At 63.6% G+C, this 15,654-nt stretch carries 16 protein-coding genes; 12 read left to right on the top strand and 4 right to left on the bottom strand.

Annotation, left to right across the window (positions count from 1 at the left end; translation table 11 throughout):
- The first annotated feature begins 3 nt into the window (after nucleotides 1-3).
- Entirely contained in the window at nucleotides 4-417 is a 414-nt protein-coding gene (locus XH89_RS33255; RefSeq protein WP_194464515.1) for a Rieske (2Fe-2S) protein, read from the top strand.
- A gap of 71 nt (nucleotides 418-488) precedes the next feature.
- A complete protein-coding gene (locus XH89_RS33250; protein ID WP_194464514.1) occupies nucleotides 489-695 on the top strand; it encodes a hypothetical protein in 207 nt (68 codons plus the stop codon).
- A 246-nt stretch (nucleotides 696-941) separates the two neighbouring features.
- On the opposite strand, the gene XH89_RS33245 is transcribed toward XH89_RS33250, so the two are convergent.
- The gene (locus XH89_RS33245) at nucleotides 942-1,787 is read right to left on the bottom strand and encodes an SDR family NAD(P)-dependent oxidoreductase (protein ID WP_194464513.1); all 846 of its coding nucleotides are present in this window, start codon (nucleotides 1,785-1,787) and stop codon (nucleotides 942-944) included.
- Between the two features lie 187 nt (nucleotides 1,788-1,974).
- Here XH89_RS33245 and XH89_RS33240 point away from each other — a divergent pair, with 187 nt between their 5' ends.
- The 3 genes from XH89_RS33240 to XH89_RS33230 all read left to right on the top strand — a co-directional run bounded on the left by XH89_RS33240 (nucleotide 1,975) and on the right by XH89_RS33230 (nucleotide 5,388).
- On the top strand, nucleotides 1,975-3,471 hold the full coding sequence (locus XH89_RS33240; RefSeq protein WP_194464512.1) for an aldehyde dehydrogenase family protein: 1,497 nt from the start codon (nucleotides 1,975-1,977) through the stop codon (nucleotides 3,469-3,471).
- A gap of 119 nt (nucleotides 3,472-3,590) precedes the next feature.
- On the top strand, nucleotides 3,591-4,718 hold the full coding sequence (locus tag XH89_RS33235; protein ID WP_194464511.1) for an alkene reductase: 1,128 nt from the start codon (nucleotides 3,591-3,593) through the stop codon (nucleotides 4,716-4,718).
- Between the two features lie 160 nt (nucleotides 4,719-4,878).
- Complete coding sequence (locus tag XH89_RS33230; protein WP_194464510.1) at nucleotides 4,879-5,388, top strand: GFA family protein; 510 nt, start codon at nucleotides 4,879-4,881, stop codon at nucleotides 5,386-5,388.
- Here the strand turns inward: XH89_RS33230 and XH89_RS33225 are convergent.
- Entirely contained in the window at nucleotides 5,339-5,776 is a 438-nt protein-coding gene (locus tag XH89_RS33225) for a TfoX/Sxy family protein (RefSeq protein WP_194464509.1), read from the bottom strand. The two genes, XH89_RS33230 and XH89_RS33225, sit on opposite strands and share 50 nt — an antisense overlap.
- A 144-nt stretch (nucleotides 5,777-5,920) precedes the next feature.
- Between XH89_RS33225 and XH89_RS33220 the strand changes: the two genes are divergently transcribed.
- The gene (locus XH89_RS33220) at nucleotides 5,921-7,582 is read left to right on the top strand and encodes a thiamine pyrophosphate-binding protein (RefSeq protein WP_194464508.1); all 1,662 of its coding nucleotides are present in this window, start codon (nucleotides 5,921-5,923) and stop codon (nucleotides 7,580-7,582) included.
- A gap of 169 nt (nucleotides 7,583-7,751) precedes the next feature.
- Here the strand turns inward: XH89_RS33220 and XH89_RS33215 are convergent, their stop codons facing one another.
- On the bottom strand, nucleotides 7,752-9,134 hold the full coding sequence (locus XH89_RS33215) for an LLM class flavin-dependent oxidoreductase (RefSeq protein ID WP_194464507.1): 1,383 nt from the start codon (nucleotides 9,132-9,134) through the stop codon (nucleotides 7,752-7,754).
- Nucleotides 9,135-9,364: 230 nt separating this feature from the next.
- Between XH89_RS33215 and XH89_RS33210 the strand changes: the two genes are divergently transcribed.
- The 6 genes from XH89_RS33210 to XH89_RS33185 all read left to right on the top strand — a co-directional run bounded on the left by XH89_RS33210 (nucleotide 9,365) and on the right by XH89_RS33185 (nucleotide 15,032).
- The gene (locus tag XH89_RS33210) at nucleotides 9,365-10,750 is read left to right on the top strand and encodes a M20 family metallopeptidase (RefSeq protein ID WP_194464506.1); all 1,386 of its coding nucleotides are present in this window, start codon (nucleotides 9,365-9,367) and stop codon (nucleotides 10,748-10,750) included.
- 99 nt (nucleotides 10,751-10,849) lie between these two features.
- Entirely contained in the window at nucleotides 10,850-11,761 is a 912-nt protein-coding gene (locus tag XH89_RS33205) for an amino acid ABC transporter substrate-binding protein (RefSeq protein WP_194464505.1), read from the top strand.
- Nucleotides 11,762-11,876: 115 nt separating this feature from the next.
- Nucleotides 11,877-12,608, top strand: coding sequence for an amino acid ABC transporter permease (locus XH89_RS33200; RefSeq protein ID WP_194464504.1), 732 nt, complete (start codon nucleotides 11,877-11,879; stop codon nucleotides 12,606-12,608).
- Between the two features lie 3 nt (nucleotides 12,609-12,611).
- Nucleotides 12,612-13,304 (top strand): amino acid ABC transporter permease, encoded by a 693-nt coding sequence (locus XH89_RS33195; RefSeq protein WP_194464503.1) that lies wholly within the window; start codon nucleotides 12,612-12,614, stop codon nucleotides 13,302-13,304.
- Nucleotides 13,305-13,316: 12 nt separating this feature from the next.
- Complete coding sequence (locus XH89_RS33190; protein ID WP_194464502.1) at nucleotides 13,317-14,048, top strand: amino acid ABC transporter ATP-binding protein; 732 nt, start codon at nucleotides 13,317-13,319, stop codon at nucleotides 14,046-14,048.
- A 123-nt stretch (nucleotides 14,049-14,171) separates the two neighbouring features.
- Nucleotides 14,172-15,032: a D-amino-acid transaminase gene (locus tag XH89_RS33185; RefSeq protein ID WP_194464501.1), complete on the top strand. Its 861-nt coding sequence runs from the start codon at nucleotides 14,172-14,174 to the stop codon at nucleotides 15,030-15,032.
- 145 nt (nucleotides 15,033-15,177) lie between these two features.
- On the opposite strand, the gene XH89_RS33180 is transcribed toward XH89_RS33185, so the two are convergent.
- A complete protein-coding gene (locus XH89_RS33180) occupies nucleotides 15,178-15,639 on the bottom strand; it encodes a carboxymuconolactone decarboxylase family protein (protein ID WP_194464500.1) in 462 nt (153 codons plus the stop codon).
- Between the last annotated feature and the right edge of the window lie 15 nt (nucleotides 15,640-15,654).

Below are 15,654 nucleotides of genomic sequence, written 5' to 3'. Positions count from 1 at the left end.
ACCATGGCTCGTCACATCGTCGCATCGACGTCAGAGATCCCGCCCGGCGGCAACAAGGTCGTCGATGTGGCTGGCCGCGATATCGTCGTGTTTCATGTCAATGGCGAGTACTTCGCGCTGTTGAACCGCTGTCCGCATGAAGGCGCGCCGCTGGAGAAAGCCGCCTGCGTGGCGCGGCTGACCTCGCCCGAGCCCGGCGTCTACGAGCGCTCGCGCGTTGGCGAGATGCTGCGCTGTCCCTGGCACGGCTGGGAATTCGACATGCGCAACGGCCAGTCCTGGTTCGACCCGAAACGGTTCAAGATTCGATCATATCCGGTCGCGGTGGAGCGCGGCGACGAATTGCAGAAGGGGCCGTATGTGGCTGAGACATTTCCGGTACGTGTCGAAGACTCCTATGTGATTGTCGAGGTCTGATCGGTATTGCCGATTGAGATTCGAATGCAGGTGGGATATGGCTCTCGCGCTTTCAGTGGCGGAGATGAGCTTTGTCGAAACAATCCCTGCGTGAAGAGGCTGAACGCCTGATCCGCGAATCGATGGAAAAGAAGACCATCGTCGTGAAGCAGGGCACCACCCGCATCGAGGCCGTCTGCGGCAAATGCGGCGCGCCAAACCGGGTTCAGGCGGAAAAAGGCCAGAACCGCGTCAAGTTCGCCTGCAAGAATTGCGGGCACAAGCAAGAGACGCTGTAGGCTTCTTACCTCTCCCCGCCCTTCTGCGGGAAGAGGTCGGATCGCGCTCGGCGATGCGAAGCATCGTCCGAAACGATCCGGGTGAGGGGTCGGGCACGCGGTTACCGCAATCAAACGCTGACCGACTTCACCGGGACCGGTTACGGAAGTCCACCTTAGCTATTCACATCCAGCTTGCGGAGGCAGCCCCTCACCCCACCCTCTCCCCGTAAGAACGGGGCGAGGGAGTGAGAGAGCTGTGCCCGCCTAACTCCCCTTCACGAACTTCGTGAACGCATCCGCATAATCCGGATGCCAGCGCGACAGCGGCGGGCGGTTCTCGACGATGTCGCCGGCGGCCCACAGCATGCGCTTCTCGTCGAGCGCGCGCGGCACGTCATTGTCCGGGCAGAGGATGTAGAAATCGCCGGCTTCAAGCCGCGTCAGCATGAAATCGACCGTCTGTTCCGGCGTCCACGCGCCAGCCGGTTTCTCGGTGCGGCCCTTCGCGGTGAGCCCTGTGAACACGAAGCCGGGGATCAAGAGATGCGCGGTGATGTGACAGTCGGGCGTGTTGCGCAGCTCGTGCTGGAGCGCTTCCGTAAACGCCTTCACGCCGGCCTTGGAGACATTGTAGGCGGGATCGCCGGGCGGGGTGGTGATGCCTTGCTTGGAACCGGTGTTGATGATCAATCCGGCCTTGCCGCGCGCGATCATGTTCGGTGCGAAGATGCGCGTGCCGTTGATGATGCCCCACATGTTGACACCGATGATGCGCTGCCAATTGTCTGATACGCCGAACAGTGAACTGCCCGGCTGGATGCCGGCATTGTTCATGAGCAGGTCGGTGCCGCCAAAGTGCGCGCCCACGGCACGTTCCAGTTCCGTCACGCTCTCGATCCGGCTGACATCGACCGCTGATATCATCACATTCGCGGCGCCTGCGATCGATGACAGTTTTTTTGCGGCCTCCGTCAGCCGGCCCTCGTCAACGTCAGCGACGCACACCTTCATTCCGGCGCGTGCGAATGCCATAGCCGCGGCGAAACCAATGCCGGATGCGCCGCCGGTAATCACGGCGACATTGCCCTTGGTGATGACAGGATGCGGCATGGCTGTTCTCCAGGACTTGCTCTTGGTCGAGCTATAACATGGCATTCGCGCGACCCTGCACAAGTCGGCATGGCAGGGCTTCGTTCCGCGCCGACTTTACGCTCTTCCGACCGCGCTGTATTCTGTTTGACTTAACGATCCCGGCCAGATCGAGCCCATCAAAATCATAAACCTAGGGAGTGCAGACATGGCTGTGTCGCAGGCTATTCCGATCACGCGCCATCCGTTCGCCAACGGGTCCTACAAGCAGATGCTGATCGACGGGAAGTGGGTCGACGCCGCTTCCGGCAAGCGCTTCGAGACCCATAATCCCGCCACCGGCGAACTGCTCGCGACCGTCGCCGAAGGCGACAAGGAAGACATCGATCGTGCGGTCGCCGCCGCCCGCCGCGCTTTCGAAGGTTCCTGGAGCAAGGTCAAGCCGTTCGAGCGGCAGAACCTGCTGCTGAGGCTCGCCGACCTCGTCGAGAAGAATTTCGACGAATTGTCGCAGCTCGACACGCTCGACATGGGCGCGCCGCTCAGCCGCACCCGCGCCTATCGCCTGCGCGCCGTCGGCATGCTGCGCTATTACGCCGGCCAGACCACCGCGATCCACGGCGAGACCATCGAGAACTCGCTGCCCGGCGAGATCTTCTCCTACACGCTGAAGGAGCCGGTCGGCGTCGTCGGCGCCATCATTCCCTGGAACGGTCCGCTCACCGCGACGATCTGGAAGATCGGCCCGGCGATCGCGACCGGATGCACCGTGGTGCTGAAGCCGGCGGAAGAAGCGCCGCTGACTTCGCTGCGCATCGCCGAGCTCGCGATGGAGGCCGGCATTCCGCCCGGCGTCGTCAACGTCGTGCCCGGGTATGGCGAGACTGCAGGCGCTGCGCTCGCCTCGCATCATGACGTCGACAAGGTCGCCTTCACCGGCTCGCATGTCACGGGCCAGTCGATCATCCGTGCCTCGGCAGGCAACCTCAAGCGCGTCTCGCTCGAACTCGGCGGCAAGTCGCCTGATATCGTGTTTGCGGATGCCGATCTCGATGCGGCCGTGCCGGGCGCGGCGATGGCGGTGTTCGCCAATTCCGGCCAGATCTGCAGCGCCGGCACCCGCCTGTTCGTCGAGCAGGCGATCTACGAGGAGTTCGTCGGCCGCGTCGCCGAGTTCGGCAAGAAGCTGCAGGTCGGCAACGGTCTCGATCCCAACGTGCAGATCGGCCCGCTGGTCTCCGAGCAGCAGCTCGATCGCGTCACCGGTTATCTCGACATCGGCCAGAAGGAAGGTGCGCGTGCGCTCGCCGGCGGCGGCCGCGTTACGGAAGGCGCATTGTCAAAAGGCTTCTTCGTCTCGCCGACGGTGTTCGCGGGCGTCCAGGACAACATGCGGATCGCACAGGAGGAGATATTCGGTCCCGTCATCTCCGCGATCGCGTTCAAGGACATGGACGAGTTGGTCAAACGTGCCAACAACACCACCTTCGGCCTCGGCTCCGGCCTGTGGACGCGTGACGTCACCAAGGCGCATGCGGTCGCCAAGCGCCTGCGCGCCGGCTCGGTATGGGTGAATTGCTACCAGGCGATGGACCCGGCCGTGCCGTTCGGCGGTTACAAGATGAGCGGCTACGGCCGCGAATCCGGCAAGCAGCATGTCGAGGAGTATCTCAACGTGAAGGCCGTCTGGATCAAGACGGCGTAAGGCCCGTTCTCTCCCGCGTTCCGTGCGGGGGAATATCTGTTTTTGGTGGGGCGGCGCCTTTTCCGGCGACCGCCCCTCGCTATATGATCCACGTCTTTCCATAGACCTTCGGGGTAGTCATGAAATATCCGGCGTTGTTTAGACCGTCGCAGGTCGGTCCGTACAAGCTTGCGCATCGCGTCGCGATGGCGCCGCTGACGCGCATGCGTGCCGAGCGCGACAGCTTTTCGCCACGCCCGCTCAACGCAGAATATTACGGCCAGCGCGCGACGAAGGGCGGGCTGATCATCGCCGAAGCCTCGCCGGTGCTCTCGCATGGCCGCGGCAATCCTGCGACGCCGGGCATCTATACGGACGCGCAAGTATCCGGCTGGCGCAAGGTGACGGATGCCGTGCACGCCAAGGGCGGCATCATCTTCCTCCAGCTCTGGCATGTCGGCCGCGTCTCGCATTCCTCCTTCCACGGCGGTGAGCTGCCGGTCTCGGCCTCGGCGATCCCGATCAGGGCCGACGGCATGAAAGCGATGACTGCCGACGGCAAGATCGCCGATTACGAGACGCCGCGCGCGCTGGAGACCGACGAGGTCAAGGGCATCGTCGAGGCCTTCCGGCAGGGCGCGAAGAACGCACTCGCGGCCGGCTTCGACGGCGTCGAGATCCACGGCGCCAATGGCTATCTGCTCGAGCAGTTCCTGCAGTCGCGCAGCAACCAGCGCACCGATCAATATGGCGGCTCGATCGAGAACCGCACGCGCCTGCTCCTTGAAGTGACCCAGGCCGCGATCGACGTTTGGGGCGCGAACCGCGTCGGCGTGCGGCTGTCCCCGCATGGCATCGCCAATGATTCCGCCGAGCCCGATCCGATGCCGCTGTACACGCACGTGGTGAAGGCGCTCGACAAGCTCGGCCTGGCCTATCTGCACCTCATCGAGCCGCGCTCCAGCGGCGCCGGCCGCGCCGACGTCCATTGGGAGAACGTGCCCTCGGCGATGGTGCTGTTCCGTCCGCACTACAGTGGCGTGCTGATGACCGCCGGCGGCTTCACCGGAGAGACCGCGAATGCCGCGATCGCCGATGGCCATGCCGACCTCATCGCCTTCGGCCGCATCTTCATCTCCAATCCCGATCTGCCGCGACGGCTTGAGCATGACTATCCGATCACGCCCTACAACCGCGCGACGTTCTATGGCGGCGAGGAGAAGGGGTATACGGATTACCCTGGATATGACGAGCTGACGCCGGCGTAGGATATCTCCCCTGTCATTCCGGGGTGATGCGAAGCATCGAGCCCCGAATCCATCTAACGTCTTGACTTGCTGCCCAATGGATTCCGGGCTCGCGACTTCGTCGCGCCCCGGAATGACGATCGTGTATTGTCGTCATCGCAATGACGACGGAGAGACCACCATGGCCAAAGCCGCAGTCGCCGCAGGAACCGCCACCGGCCAATGCCTCTGCGGCAAGGTCACCTTCGAGATTGACGTCCCCGCGCGCTGGGCCTGGCATGATCACTCCGCCGCCAGCCGCCGCGCCCATGGCGCGGCCTACGCGACCTATGTCGGCAGCTGGAAGAAGCGCTTCCGCATCACGTCGGGCAAGACCGCGCTGACCCGCTACGAGGACAAGGCGACCAAGACCGCGCGCAGCTTCTGCTCGCATTGCGGCACGCCGATCGCCTATGAGCGCCCGCGCGGCCCGCACATGGTCAACATCCCACGCGCTCTGTTCAAGGAACGCACCGGCCGCCAGCCGCTCTATCACATCGCCATCGAGGAGCTGCAGGAATGGGCCTATACCGGCGAGCCGCTGGTGCCGCTGAAGGGCTTTCCGGGCGTGGTCTGGCAGCGCTCGAAAAAGAAGAAACGCGCTAGCGGTGAGGATCCGTTCGAGCTCGGGCGCGAGGAGGGGCAGTTTTAGCCGTCGGCTTCTTCGTCTTGGTTGCGGCCTTGCGCGGCGCCGTCTTCTTGAGTTTGGCTTCCTTCGGAGCCGCCGCTACGAAGTCGAGCCCCCGTCTGACCCATCGTTTCAGATCGGCGTCGGTCTCGTAGCCCTCCGGCGCAACGCGCACAAATCCCGTCATGATCCGCCCGCGCATTTCCATCGGACTCGCGTGAGGCTCCTTTAGCATCCGCGCGTGCGCCTCAGGGCCAACGCGGAACAGCATGCCGCCGCGGCCGCTAATGGTGCAGCACATGACGTTGTCCACCATGAAACAAAGCCCGCCCATCATCTTCTTTTCTGCGACGTGCCGCTGGCCCGCCAGCAGCTTGCGAACCCGTGACGCGGTGCCTTCGTCGTAGGCCATGACGGTCCTCCCGGCTTGGGTCGATCTTTCCAGCTTCTCCTTGTGTGCGCAAGGCAGCCATGACCGCGCTTCCTTGCGCGCCTCCCAGGACTTCGGCCATCATGTCTTCCGTCCTTGCGGCAACGTCCGCTTCTTGGGGGAAACATGAAGAACAAGATCACCGGCCGCTCCGCCTTCCTCGCGCTGCTCAAGGACGAGGGCATCACCCACCTGTTCGGCAACCCCGGGACCACCGAGCTGCCGATCATGCATGCGCTGAAGGACCATCCCGATCTCACCTATGTGATGGCGATGCAGGAGAGCCTGGTGGTGGCGATTGCCGACGGCTATAGCCGCGCCTCGGGAAAACTCGTCGCCTGCAACGTCCATGTGGCGCCCGGTCTCGGCAATGCGATGGGCTCACTCTACAATGCGCAGTTCACGGGCACGCCGATGATCCTCACTGCCGGTCAGCAGGAGCAGGGCCATGGCCTGATGGAGCCGGTGCTCTATGGTCCGCTGGTGCGCATGGCCGAACCGCTGGTGAAATGGGCGGTCGAGGTCACGCGGCTGGAGGATCTGCCACGCATCGTCCGCCGCGCCGCCAAGGTCGCGACCACGCCGCCGACCGGACCGGTGTTCATCTCGCTGCCGGGTGACATCCTCAACAGCGAAGCCGGCATCGATCTCGGCCGCTCCACCCGCATCGACGCTCGCGCAAGACCATCGGACGAGGCGCTCAGAGCGTTCGCCGCGCGCCTGCTCAAGGCCGAACGCCCCGTGATCGTGACCATGGACGAGGTGGTCAAGAGCGATGCGCTGAAGGAAGCCGCTGAATTTGCCGAGCTGCTCGGCGCTGCTGCCTATCAATCCTCGACGGCCTATGGTTCGCACTTTCTCTCCGAGAGCCCGAGCTTTGTCGGCACGCTGACCCGCGTGCAGAAGCTCGTGCGCGATATGCTGGCGCCTTACGACCTTCTGATCGGACTCGGCGGCGATCCAGTGCGCATGTCGGTCTATAGCGAGATCGACCCGCTGCCGGATGGATTGCCGATTGTGCAGGTCGGCCTGGTTGATTGGGAGATCGCCAAGAATTTTGGCGTGGAGATCGCGCTCAAGGCGGACGTCAAGGAAACACTGCGCGCGTTGATTCCGGTGCTGATGGACATGGGCGGCGCGGCTTTGGCCCAGCGCGCAAAACAGCGCCTTGCTGAGCTCGCACCGAAGAACTGGACCGCGCGGCGCACCGCTTTGGTCGAACACATCAGCAAGAGCGCCGGCCGCGCGCCGATCAATCCCGACTATCTCGTGCTGCAAATGGTCGAAGCCATGCCTGACGACACCATTCTCGTCGATGAAGGCCTCACCTCCAGCAGCCAGATCACGAACCTCCGTCCGCATCGCGATCGGTACGGCTATCACGGCCTTGCCTCCGGCGGCATCGGCTGGGGCCTGCCGGCGTCCGTCGGCGTCAGCCTCGCCAATCCGGATCGGCCAGTGGTGTGCTTCTCGGGCGATGGCAGCGCGATGTATTCGATCCAGTCGCTGTGGACCGCGGCGCACCACAAGCTGCCGCTCAACGTCGTCATCGCCAACAACGGTGGCTACCGCATCATCAAGCAGCGCCTGCTCGCCTTCCATGGCGACGACAATTACGTCGGCATGGACTTTGTCGATCCGCCTGTGGATTTCGCCGGCGTCGCGAAAGCGCTGGGATGTGAAGCGATCAAGGTGAGCGATCCCACGGAATTGAAGGCGACGCTGTCCTTGGCGTTCAGCCGGCCGGGGACCAAGCTGATCGAGGTCATGGTGGACGGCAAGGTGTAGATACAACGAAGGTGCGGCGAGCGCGGCCTTCGGCCCCTCACCGTCATCCTGAGGTGCCGGAGCGAAGCGGAGGCCTCGAAGGCGACGGCCCGGCTGCATCGGGGCCGCTCATCCTTCGAGGCGCGCGAAGGGCGCGCACTCAGGATGACGGGATCTTCAGCGTCGGGCGCTAGCCTGCCTTCTTCCCCACCCGATACCCCGCCGCAGGATGCGGCGCATTCAGCCGCGCGCGGCCGTCGCCGAACAGCTTCTCCCGCAGCGTGCCTTTCGCATATTCCGGCTTGTAGCGTCCGCGCTTGGTCAGCTCCGGCACCAGCATGTCGCTGATATCCTCGAAATCGCCAGGCGAGATCGCGAACGCAACGTTGAGGCCGTCGACATCGGTCTTCTCGAACCAGTCCTCGATCTTGTCGGCGGCGCTTTCGGGCGTACCGACGACGACCGGGCCGGCGCCGCCGATGCCGACATGTTCGATGACGTCGCGCACGGTCCAGACGCGGTCGGGGTCGCCGCGGGTCACGTTGTCCAGTGCGCTGCGGCCAGCATCGTTCTGGACGTGACGGACCTGCTGGTCGAGCTCGTAGCCGGAGAAGTCGATGCCGGTCCATCCCGACATCAGGGCCAGCGCGCCTTCGGGATTGATGTGCGAACGGTAGTCGGCGTATTTCGCCGCAGCTTCAGCTTCGGTGTTGCCGAGGATGATCGTCATCATGTTGAACATCAGGATCTCGGCGGGGTTGCGACCGAGCCTGGCCGCTTCCTCGCGGATCGCGGCGACCCGCGGCGCAATGATCTTGGCCGATGGCCCCGACATGAACACGCATTCGGCGTGCTTGGCCGCGAACTGCCGGCCGCGCGGCGAGGTGCCGGCCTGATACAGCACGGGCGTGCGCTGCGGCGACGGCTCGCTCAGATGAATGGTGTTGTTGATGCGGTAATTCGCACTCTCGTGATTGATGCGATGGACCTTGCCGGGATCAGTGAAGATGCCGCGCTTGCGATCGCGCAGCACCGCGTCGTCCTCCCAGCTTCCCTCCCAGAGCTTGTAGACCACCTCCATATATTCGTCGGCGATGTCGTAGCGGTCGTCGTGCCCGGTCTGCTTGTCCTTGCCGGCGCCGCGCGCGGCGCTGTCGAGATAGCCGGTGACGACGTTCCAGCCGATCCGCCCCTCGGTGAGGTGGTCGAGCGTCGACATCCGGCGTGCGAACGGGTAGGGCGGCTCGAAGGAGAGATTGCTGGTGACGCCGAAGCCCAGGTTCTTGGTCACCGCCGCCATCGCCGAGAGCAGCAGCAGCGGCTCGTTCGACGGCGTCTGTGCTGCGTTGCGCAAGGCCGCGTCAGGACTGTTGCCATAGACGTCGTAGACGCCGAGCACATCGGCCAGGAACAGCCCGTCGAAGCGGCCGCGCTCCAGCGTTTTGGCGAGATCGATCCAGTAGGGCAGGCGGTTATATTCGGCGGTGCGGTCGCGCGGGTGGGTCCACAACCCCGGTGATTGATGCGCGACGCAATTCATCGCAAATGCGTTGAGCCTGATCTGCTTGGCCATAACTGGTCCCTCGGCGCCCTGTACCGAGCGCTCTTCGAATGATAGACGTACGCCCGAACTTGGCGAAGTTCTTGCATATACCTTGCACTTGGCAAGGCCAAAATCAGTGGGCTGCAGCCCTTGGCAAGCCAATCTCAAGAGAGCAAGAACGAAATCGCAAGTCCCGCCACTTTCGAGCGCCTGCGTAGCTCGCTACGCTACCTCGTTCCATCGAGTTGAAGACGGTACGAATGACCAGAGCCGACGCCATCGCCCGCGCCCGGGACGACTTCAAATCCGGTGCGTTCCTCGCTGAACTCGACCGCCGCGTTGCCTTCAGGACCGAGAGCCAGAATGCCTCGCGCGGCCCCGAGCTGCGCGCCTATCTGGAACAGGAGATGATGCCCTCCTTTGCGGCGCTCGATTTCACCAGCCGCATCGTGGAATCTCCGAGCGGCAAGGCGCCGTTCCTGTTTGCCGAGCATCACGAGAGCACCTCGTCTCCGACCGTCCTGATCTATGGCCATGGCGACGTCGTCGACGGCATGGAGGGCGAGTGGCGCGATGGCCGCGATCCCTGGCGCACGACGGCTTCGGGCATTCGCCTCTATGGCCGCGGCACCGCCGACAACAAGGGCCAGCACAGCATCAACATGGCCGCGCTCCGTGCGGTGCGCGAGGCCCGGGGCGGCAAGCTCGGCTTCAATGCGAAATTCATCGTCGAGATGGGCGAGGAGATCGGCTCGCCCGATCTCGGCAAGGTCTGCGACCTCAACCGCGACGCGCTGAAGGCGGACCTGTTCATGGCTTCCGACGGGCCGCGGCTGTCGGCGGATCGGCCGACGCTGTTCCTGGGCTGTCGCGGCGGCATCCGCATTCATCTGGATGTCAACTTGCGCGACGGCGGTAATCATTCCGGCAATTGGGGCGGCGTGCTCGCCAACCCCGCGACCATCCTGGTCAACGCGATTTCGACGCTGGTCGACGGCCATGGCCGGCTCCAGCTCGAGGCGCTGAAGCCGCCGCGGCTGACCAACCAGATCCGCAGCTATCTCGCCGACGTGCAGGTGGTGCCGACCGCGGACGAGCCACAGCTTGCGGAGAACTGGGGCGAGGAGGGCCTGTCCGCGGCCGAGCGGCTCTATGCCTGGAACACGCTGGAAGTGCTGGCGATGTCGTCGGGCAATATCGAAAAGCCCGCCAATGCCATTCCCGGCCACGCCAACGCTGTGCTGCAACTGCGTTTCGTGGTCGGCACCAAGATCGACGGTCTGATCGATGCGGTCCGCGCCCATCTGGTCGCAAGGGGCTTTCCCATGGTCGAGGTGCGGGCAGCCCAGAGCTTTGCCGCCTCGCGCACCGATTTCGACAGCCCATGGATCAAATGGGCGGCCGATTCGGTCCAAAACACCACCGGCAAGGCACCGGCAGTGCTGCCAAACTTCGGCGGCTCGCTGCCGAATGACGTGTTTTCGGAAGTACTTGGCCTCCCGACGATCTGGGTGCCGCATTCCTATCCCGGCTGCTCCCAGCATGCGCCCAACGAGCACATTCTGCTGCCATTGACCGAAGAAGCCTTGACGGTGATGGCGGGACTGTTCTGGGATCTCGGGGAATTGCCGAAGCCGCTGACCTGAGCCCGTTAACCTGAGCTGTGATCCAGCCGAAAGTCACATTCTAATCCGGGCCGTTTTGTGCTTGCATCCGGCCGCATCATCCTGAAAGGGGATAAAAAAGTGAAGCATTTCCGTCACATCGGGCTCGCGCTCGCCGCGACCTTCGTCGTCAGCCAGGCCGGGGCCGAGGAACTGACCGGCACGCTGAAGAACATCAAGGACACCGGCGCCATCACGCTGGGCTTCCGCGACTCCTCGATCCCGTTCTCCTATCTCGACGACAACCAGAAGCCCGTCGGGTTCGCGATGGACATCTGCTACAAGATCGTCGATGCCGTGAAGAAGGAGCTCAAGCTCGACAAGCTCGAGGTCAAGCTCAATCCCGTCACCTCGGCGACCCGTATTCCGCTGATGGCCAACGGCACCATCGACCTCGAATGTGGCTCGACCACCAACAACGCCGAGCGCCAGAAGCAGGTGTGGTTCACCAACACCCACTTCCTGACCGCGAGCCGTTACGTGTTCAAGAAGTCGAGCGGCCTGAAGTCGATCGATGATCTCAAGGGCAAGACGGTGGTCTCCACCGCCGGCACCACCAACATCAAGCAGCTCACCGAGGCCAACGTCGCGAAGAAGCTCGGCGCCAACATCATTCCGGCCAAGGACCACGCCGAAGCCTTCCTGATGGTCGAGACCGACCGTGCAGTCGCCTTCGTGATGGACGACATCCTGCTCGCCAGCCTCGTCGCCGGCTCGAAGTCGCCGAACGATTACGTGATCTCGAAGGACGCGTTCTCCAAGCCCGAGCCCTACGGCATCATGCTGCGCAAGGACGATGCGGCGTTCAAGAAGGTGGTCGATGCGGCGACGGCCGCGCTCTACACCTCCGGTGAAGGCCAGAAGATCTACGACAAGTGGTTCATGCAGAAGATCCCGCCGAAGGGCCTGAACCTCAACACGCCGATCTCCGAAGAGCTGAAGCACGAGTTCGCCAAGCCTTCGGACTCGCCGAACCCGGACGACTACAAGTAAGGTAAAACCTCGATCTTTGGATCGGGATCATGTCCGGCCACTCTTGACACCAGGGTGGCCGGACATTTGCATAGCGCCGGGACATCCATAATTGGCGCGTTCGCGCGGGGGACACGTGAATTATAACTGGAACTGGGGAATCTTCTTCCAGCCGAACCCGATGGGGACCGGCAGCTATCTCGACATGCTGCTGTCGGGACTGGCGCTGACTCTCGAAACCGCGGTGCTCGCCTGGATCATCGCGCTGATCGCCGGCTCGATCGTCGGCGTGATGCGTACGCTGCCGTCGAAGGGCGCCTCCTGGTTCGGCTTCTGCTGGGTCGAGTTCTTCCGCAACATGCCGCTGCTGGTGCAGCTGTTCCTGTGGTTCTTCGTGCTGCCTGAGATCTTGCCGAGAGCCGCCGGCCTGTGGCTGAAGCAATTGCCGAACGCGCCGTTCTGGACGGCAGCGATCGGCATCGGCTTCTTCATGTCGGCGCGTGTCGCCGTGCAGTTGCAGGCCGGCATCTCGTCGCTGCCGCGCGGGCAGAAGATGGCGGCGACCGCGCTCGGCCTGACCACCGTGCAGGGCTACCGCTACGTGCTGCTGCCGATGGCGTTCCGCATCATCCTGCCGCCGCTGACCTCCGAGTTCCTCAACACCATCAAGAACACGGCGGTCGCCATCACCATCGGCCTGCTCGAATTGACCGGACAGGCGCGCTCGATGCAGGAGTTCTCGTTCCAGGTGTTCGAGGCCTTCACTGCAGCGACCATCCTCTACCTCCTCGTCAACGCCGTCGTCGTGACCGCGATGCGCTTCCTCGAGCGCTGGGTCGCGATCCCCGGCTACATCACGGGGAAGTAAGCGATGCTGGCCAATTTCGATTTCGACGTCATCCGCCGCGCACTGCCCTATCTGTTCTACGAGGGCATGACGTTCACGCTGACGCTGACGGGGCTCGCCGCATTCGGCGGCCTGGTGTTCGGCACGGCGCTCGCCCTGATGCGGCTCTCCGGCCTCAAGACCCTCGGACGCATCGCCGGCCTCTATGTCGACTTCATGCGTTCGCTGCCGCTGGTGCTGGTGATCTTCTGGTTCTACTTCCTGGTGCCCTATATCGGGCAGTGGCTGACCGGGGCGTCGCGTCCGATCAGCGTCGGCGCGTTCGCCTCCTCGCTGATCACCTTCATCATGTTCGAGGCGGCGTACTTCTCGGAGATCATGCGCGCCGGCATCCAGTCGATCTCGCGCGGGCAGCCGGCGGCGGCCAGCGCGCTCGGACTGACCTACGCGCAGACCATGCGCTACGTCGTGCTGCCGCAGGCCTTCCGCAACATGCTGCCGGTGCTGATCACGCAGACCATCGTGCTGTTCCAGGACACCTCGCTGGTCTACGTGCTGTCGATCACCGATTTCCTCGGTGCCGCCAGCAAGGTCGCACAGCGCGACGGACGTCTCGTCGAGATGTATCTGTTCGCAGCAATCGTCTACTTCACCATTTCCTGTATCGCGTCTTTCGGCGTTCGTCGCCTGCAGTCGCGCATCGCCATCATTCGATAAAGCGTATCGGTCATGATCGAAATCAGCCACGTCAACAAATGGTACACTCCGAGCTTTCAGGTGCTGACGGATTGCACCACCAGCGTCACCAAGGGTGAGGTCGTGGTGGTCTGCGGCCCCTCGGGCTCGGGCAAGTCGACGCTGATCAAATGCGTCAACGCGCTGGAGCCGTTCCAGAGCGGCGACATCTCGGTCGACGGCACCAAGGTCAACGATCCCAAGACCAATCTGCCGAAGCTGCGCTCGCGCGTCGGCATGGTGTTCCAGCACTTCGAGCTGTTTCCGCACCTGAAGATCATCGACAATCTCTGCCTTGCGCAGGAGAAGGTGCTGGGCCGGGGGCACGACAAATCGGTCACCAAGGGAATGCAGCTCTTGGAGCGCGTCGGCCTGAAGGAGCAGGCGCAGAAATTCCCCGCGCAACTGTCCGGCGGCCAGCAGCAGCGCGTCGCCATCGCCCGCGCGCTCGCCATGGACCCGATCGTGATGCTGTTCGACGAGCCGACCTCGGCGCTCGACCCGGAGATGGTCAGCGAGGTGCTCGACGTCATGGTCGACCTCGCCCGCGAGGGCATGACCATGATGGTCGTGACCCACGAGATGGGCTTTGCCCGCAAGGTCGCCAACCGCGTGATCTTCATGGACCGCGGCGAGATCGTCGAGGACGCACCGAAGGACGACTTCTTCGGCAAGCCGCGCAGCGACCGCGCGCAGAAGTTCTTGTCGAAGATTCTGTCGCACTGACCACTGCCGTCATTCCGGGCTCGTCGCTTCGCGCCGCCCCGGAATGACGAAACGTGGGGTGATCGCGTCCCCCAACTGGCGTATAAGATCCAAAATCCCCTTATGCCCGCCAGGAGACCTGCCTTGGACTCGATCGCCTATGTCAACGGCTCATTCGTCCCGCTCTCGGAAGCCAGGATCTCGGTGCTCGACCGCGGCTTCCTGTTCGCCGATGGCATCTACGAGGTCTCGGCCGTGCTGGGCGGCAAGCTGGTCGACAACGCCTCGCATCTGGCGCGGCTGGAGCGTTCGGTCGGCGAGATCAAGCTGAAGCTGCCTGAAACCATCGAGCGCATCACCGAAATCCAGAAGGAGCTGATCGCCCGCAACAAGCTCGAAAGCGGCCTCGTCTATCTCCAGGTGACGCGCGGCGCCGACAAGGGGCGTGACTTCCCATTCCCCCAAGGGGACGTCAAGTCGAGCTTGGTGATGTTCACCTCCGAGAAGGACATCATCGATGCTCCCTCCGCCAAGACCGGCATCAATGTGATCACGGTGCCCGACATCCGCTGGGAGCGTCGCGACATCAAGAGCGTCGCGCTGCTGGCGCAGGTGCTGGCGAAGCAGGCCGCGGCGGAAGCAGGTGCCAGCGAAGCCTGGATGCTGGAAGACGGCTACGTCACCGAGGGCGGCTCCTCCACGGCGTTCATTCTGACCAAGGATGACGTCATCGTCACCCGACAGAATTCGAACGCGATCCTGCCGGGTTGCACCCGCAAGGCGGTGATCGCGCTTGCGGAGGAACGTCAGCTCCGCGTCGAGGAGCGTTTGTTCACAGTCGCCGAAGCGCTTGCCGCCAAGGAGGCCTTCGTTACCTCGGCCTCGGCGTTCGTGCAGCCGGTGGTCGCAATCGACGGCAAGGCGATCGGCGACGGCAAGCCCGGCCCGATGGCGACGCGCCTGCGCGAGATCTATGTGGAGTTCGCCAAGGCGACGGCGGTTTAAGCTGCGCTCTTCACAGTCATCGCCCGGCTTGACCGGGCGATCCAGTACTCCGAGACGGTTGTGTTTCTATCGATGGGCCGCGGCGTACTGGATGCCCCGCCTTCGCGGGGCATGACAGTTGTGGATGTAGGGACGACGCCGCCCCCTATGCCACCGACGCCTTCACCTTCACCGGATGCACCGCCCGGAATGCGATCGCGATCCTGTTCCAGGCGTTGATCGCGCCGATCAGCATGGTCAGGTTCACCGTCTCCGCATCCGAGAACTGCGCACGGACATCTTCATAGACATCGTCGGGCGCGTGCGTCTCGGAGATCAGCGTCACGGCTTCCGTCCAGGCCAGCGCGGCGCGCTCGCGATCGGTATAGAGCGGGGATTCGCGCCAGGCATTGAGCAGATAGATGCGCTGCTCGGTCTCGCCGCGCTTGCGCGCGTCCTCGGTGTGCATGTTGATGCAGAAGGCGCAGCCGTTGATTTGGGAGGCCCGGATCTTGACGAGCTCGATCAGCGATTTCTCCAGACCCGTCGACTGGATCTGCTCTTCCAGCGCCATCAGCGCCTTCATCGTATCGGGGGCAGCCTGGTAGAAATTCATGCGGGGTTTCATGGTCGTTCTCCTTGC

Source organism: Bradyrhizobium sp. CCBAU 53340 (genome assembly GCF_015291645.1).
Classification (GTDB): domain Bacteria; phylum Pseudomonadota; class Alphaproteobacteria; order Rhizobiales; family Xanthobacteraceae; genus Bradyrhizobium.
Note: the sequence above shows the minus strand (reverse complement) of the source record. Positions and strands in the feature narration are given on the sequence as shown.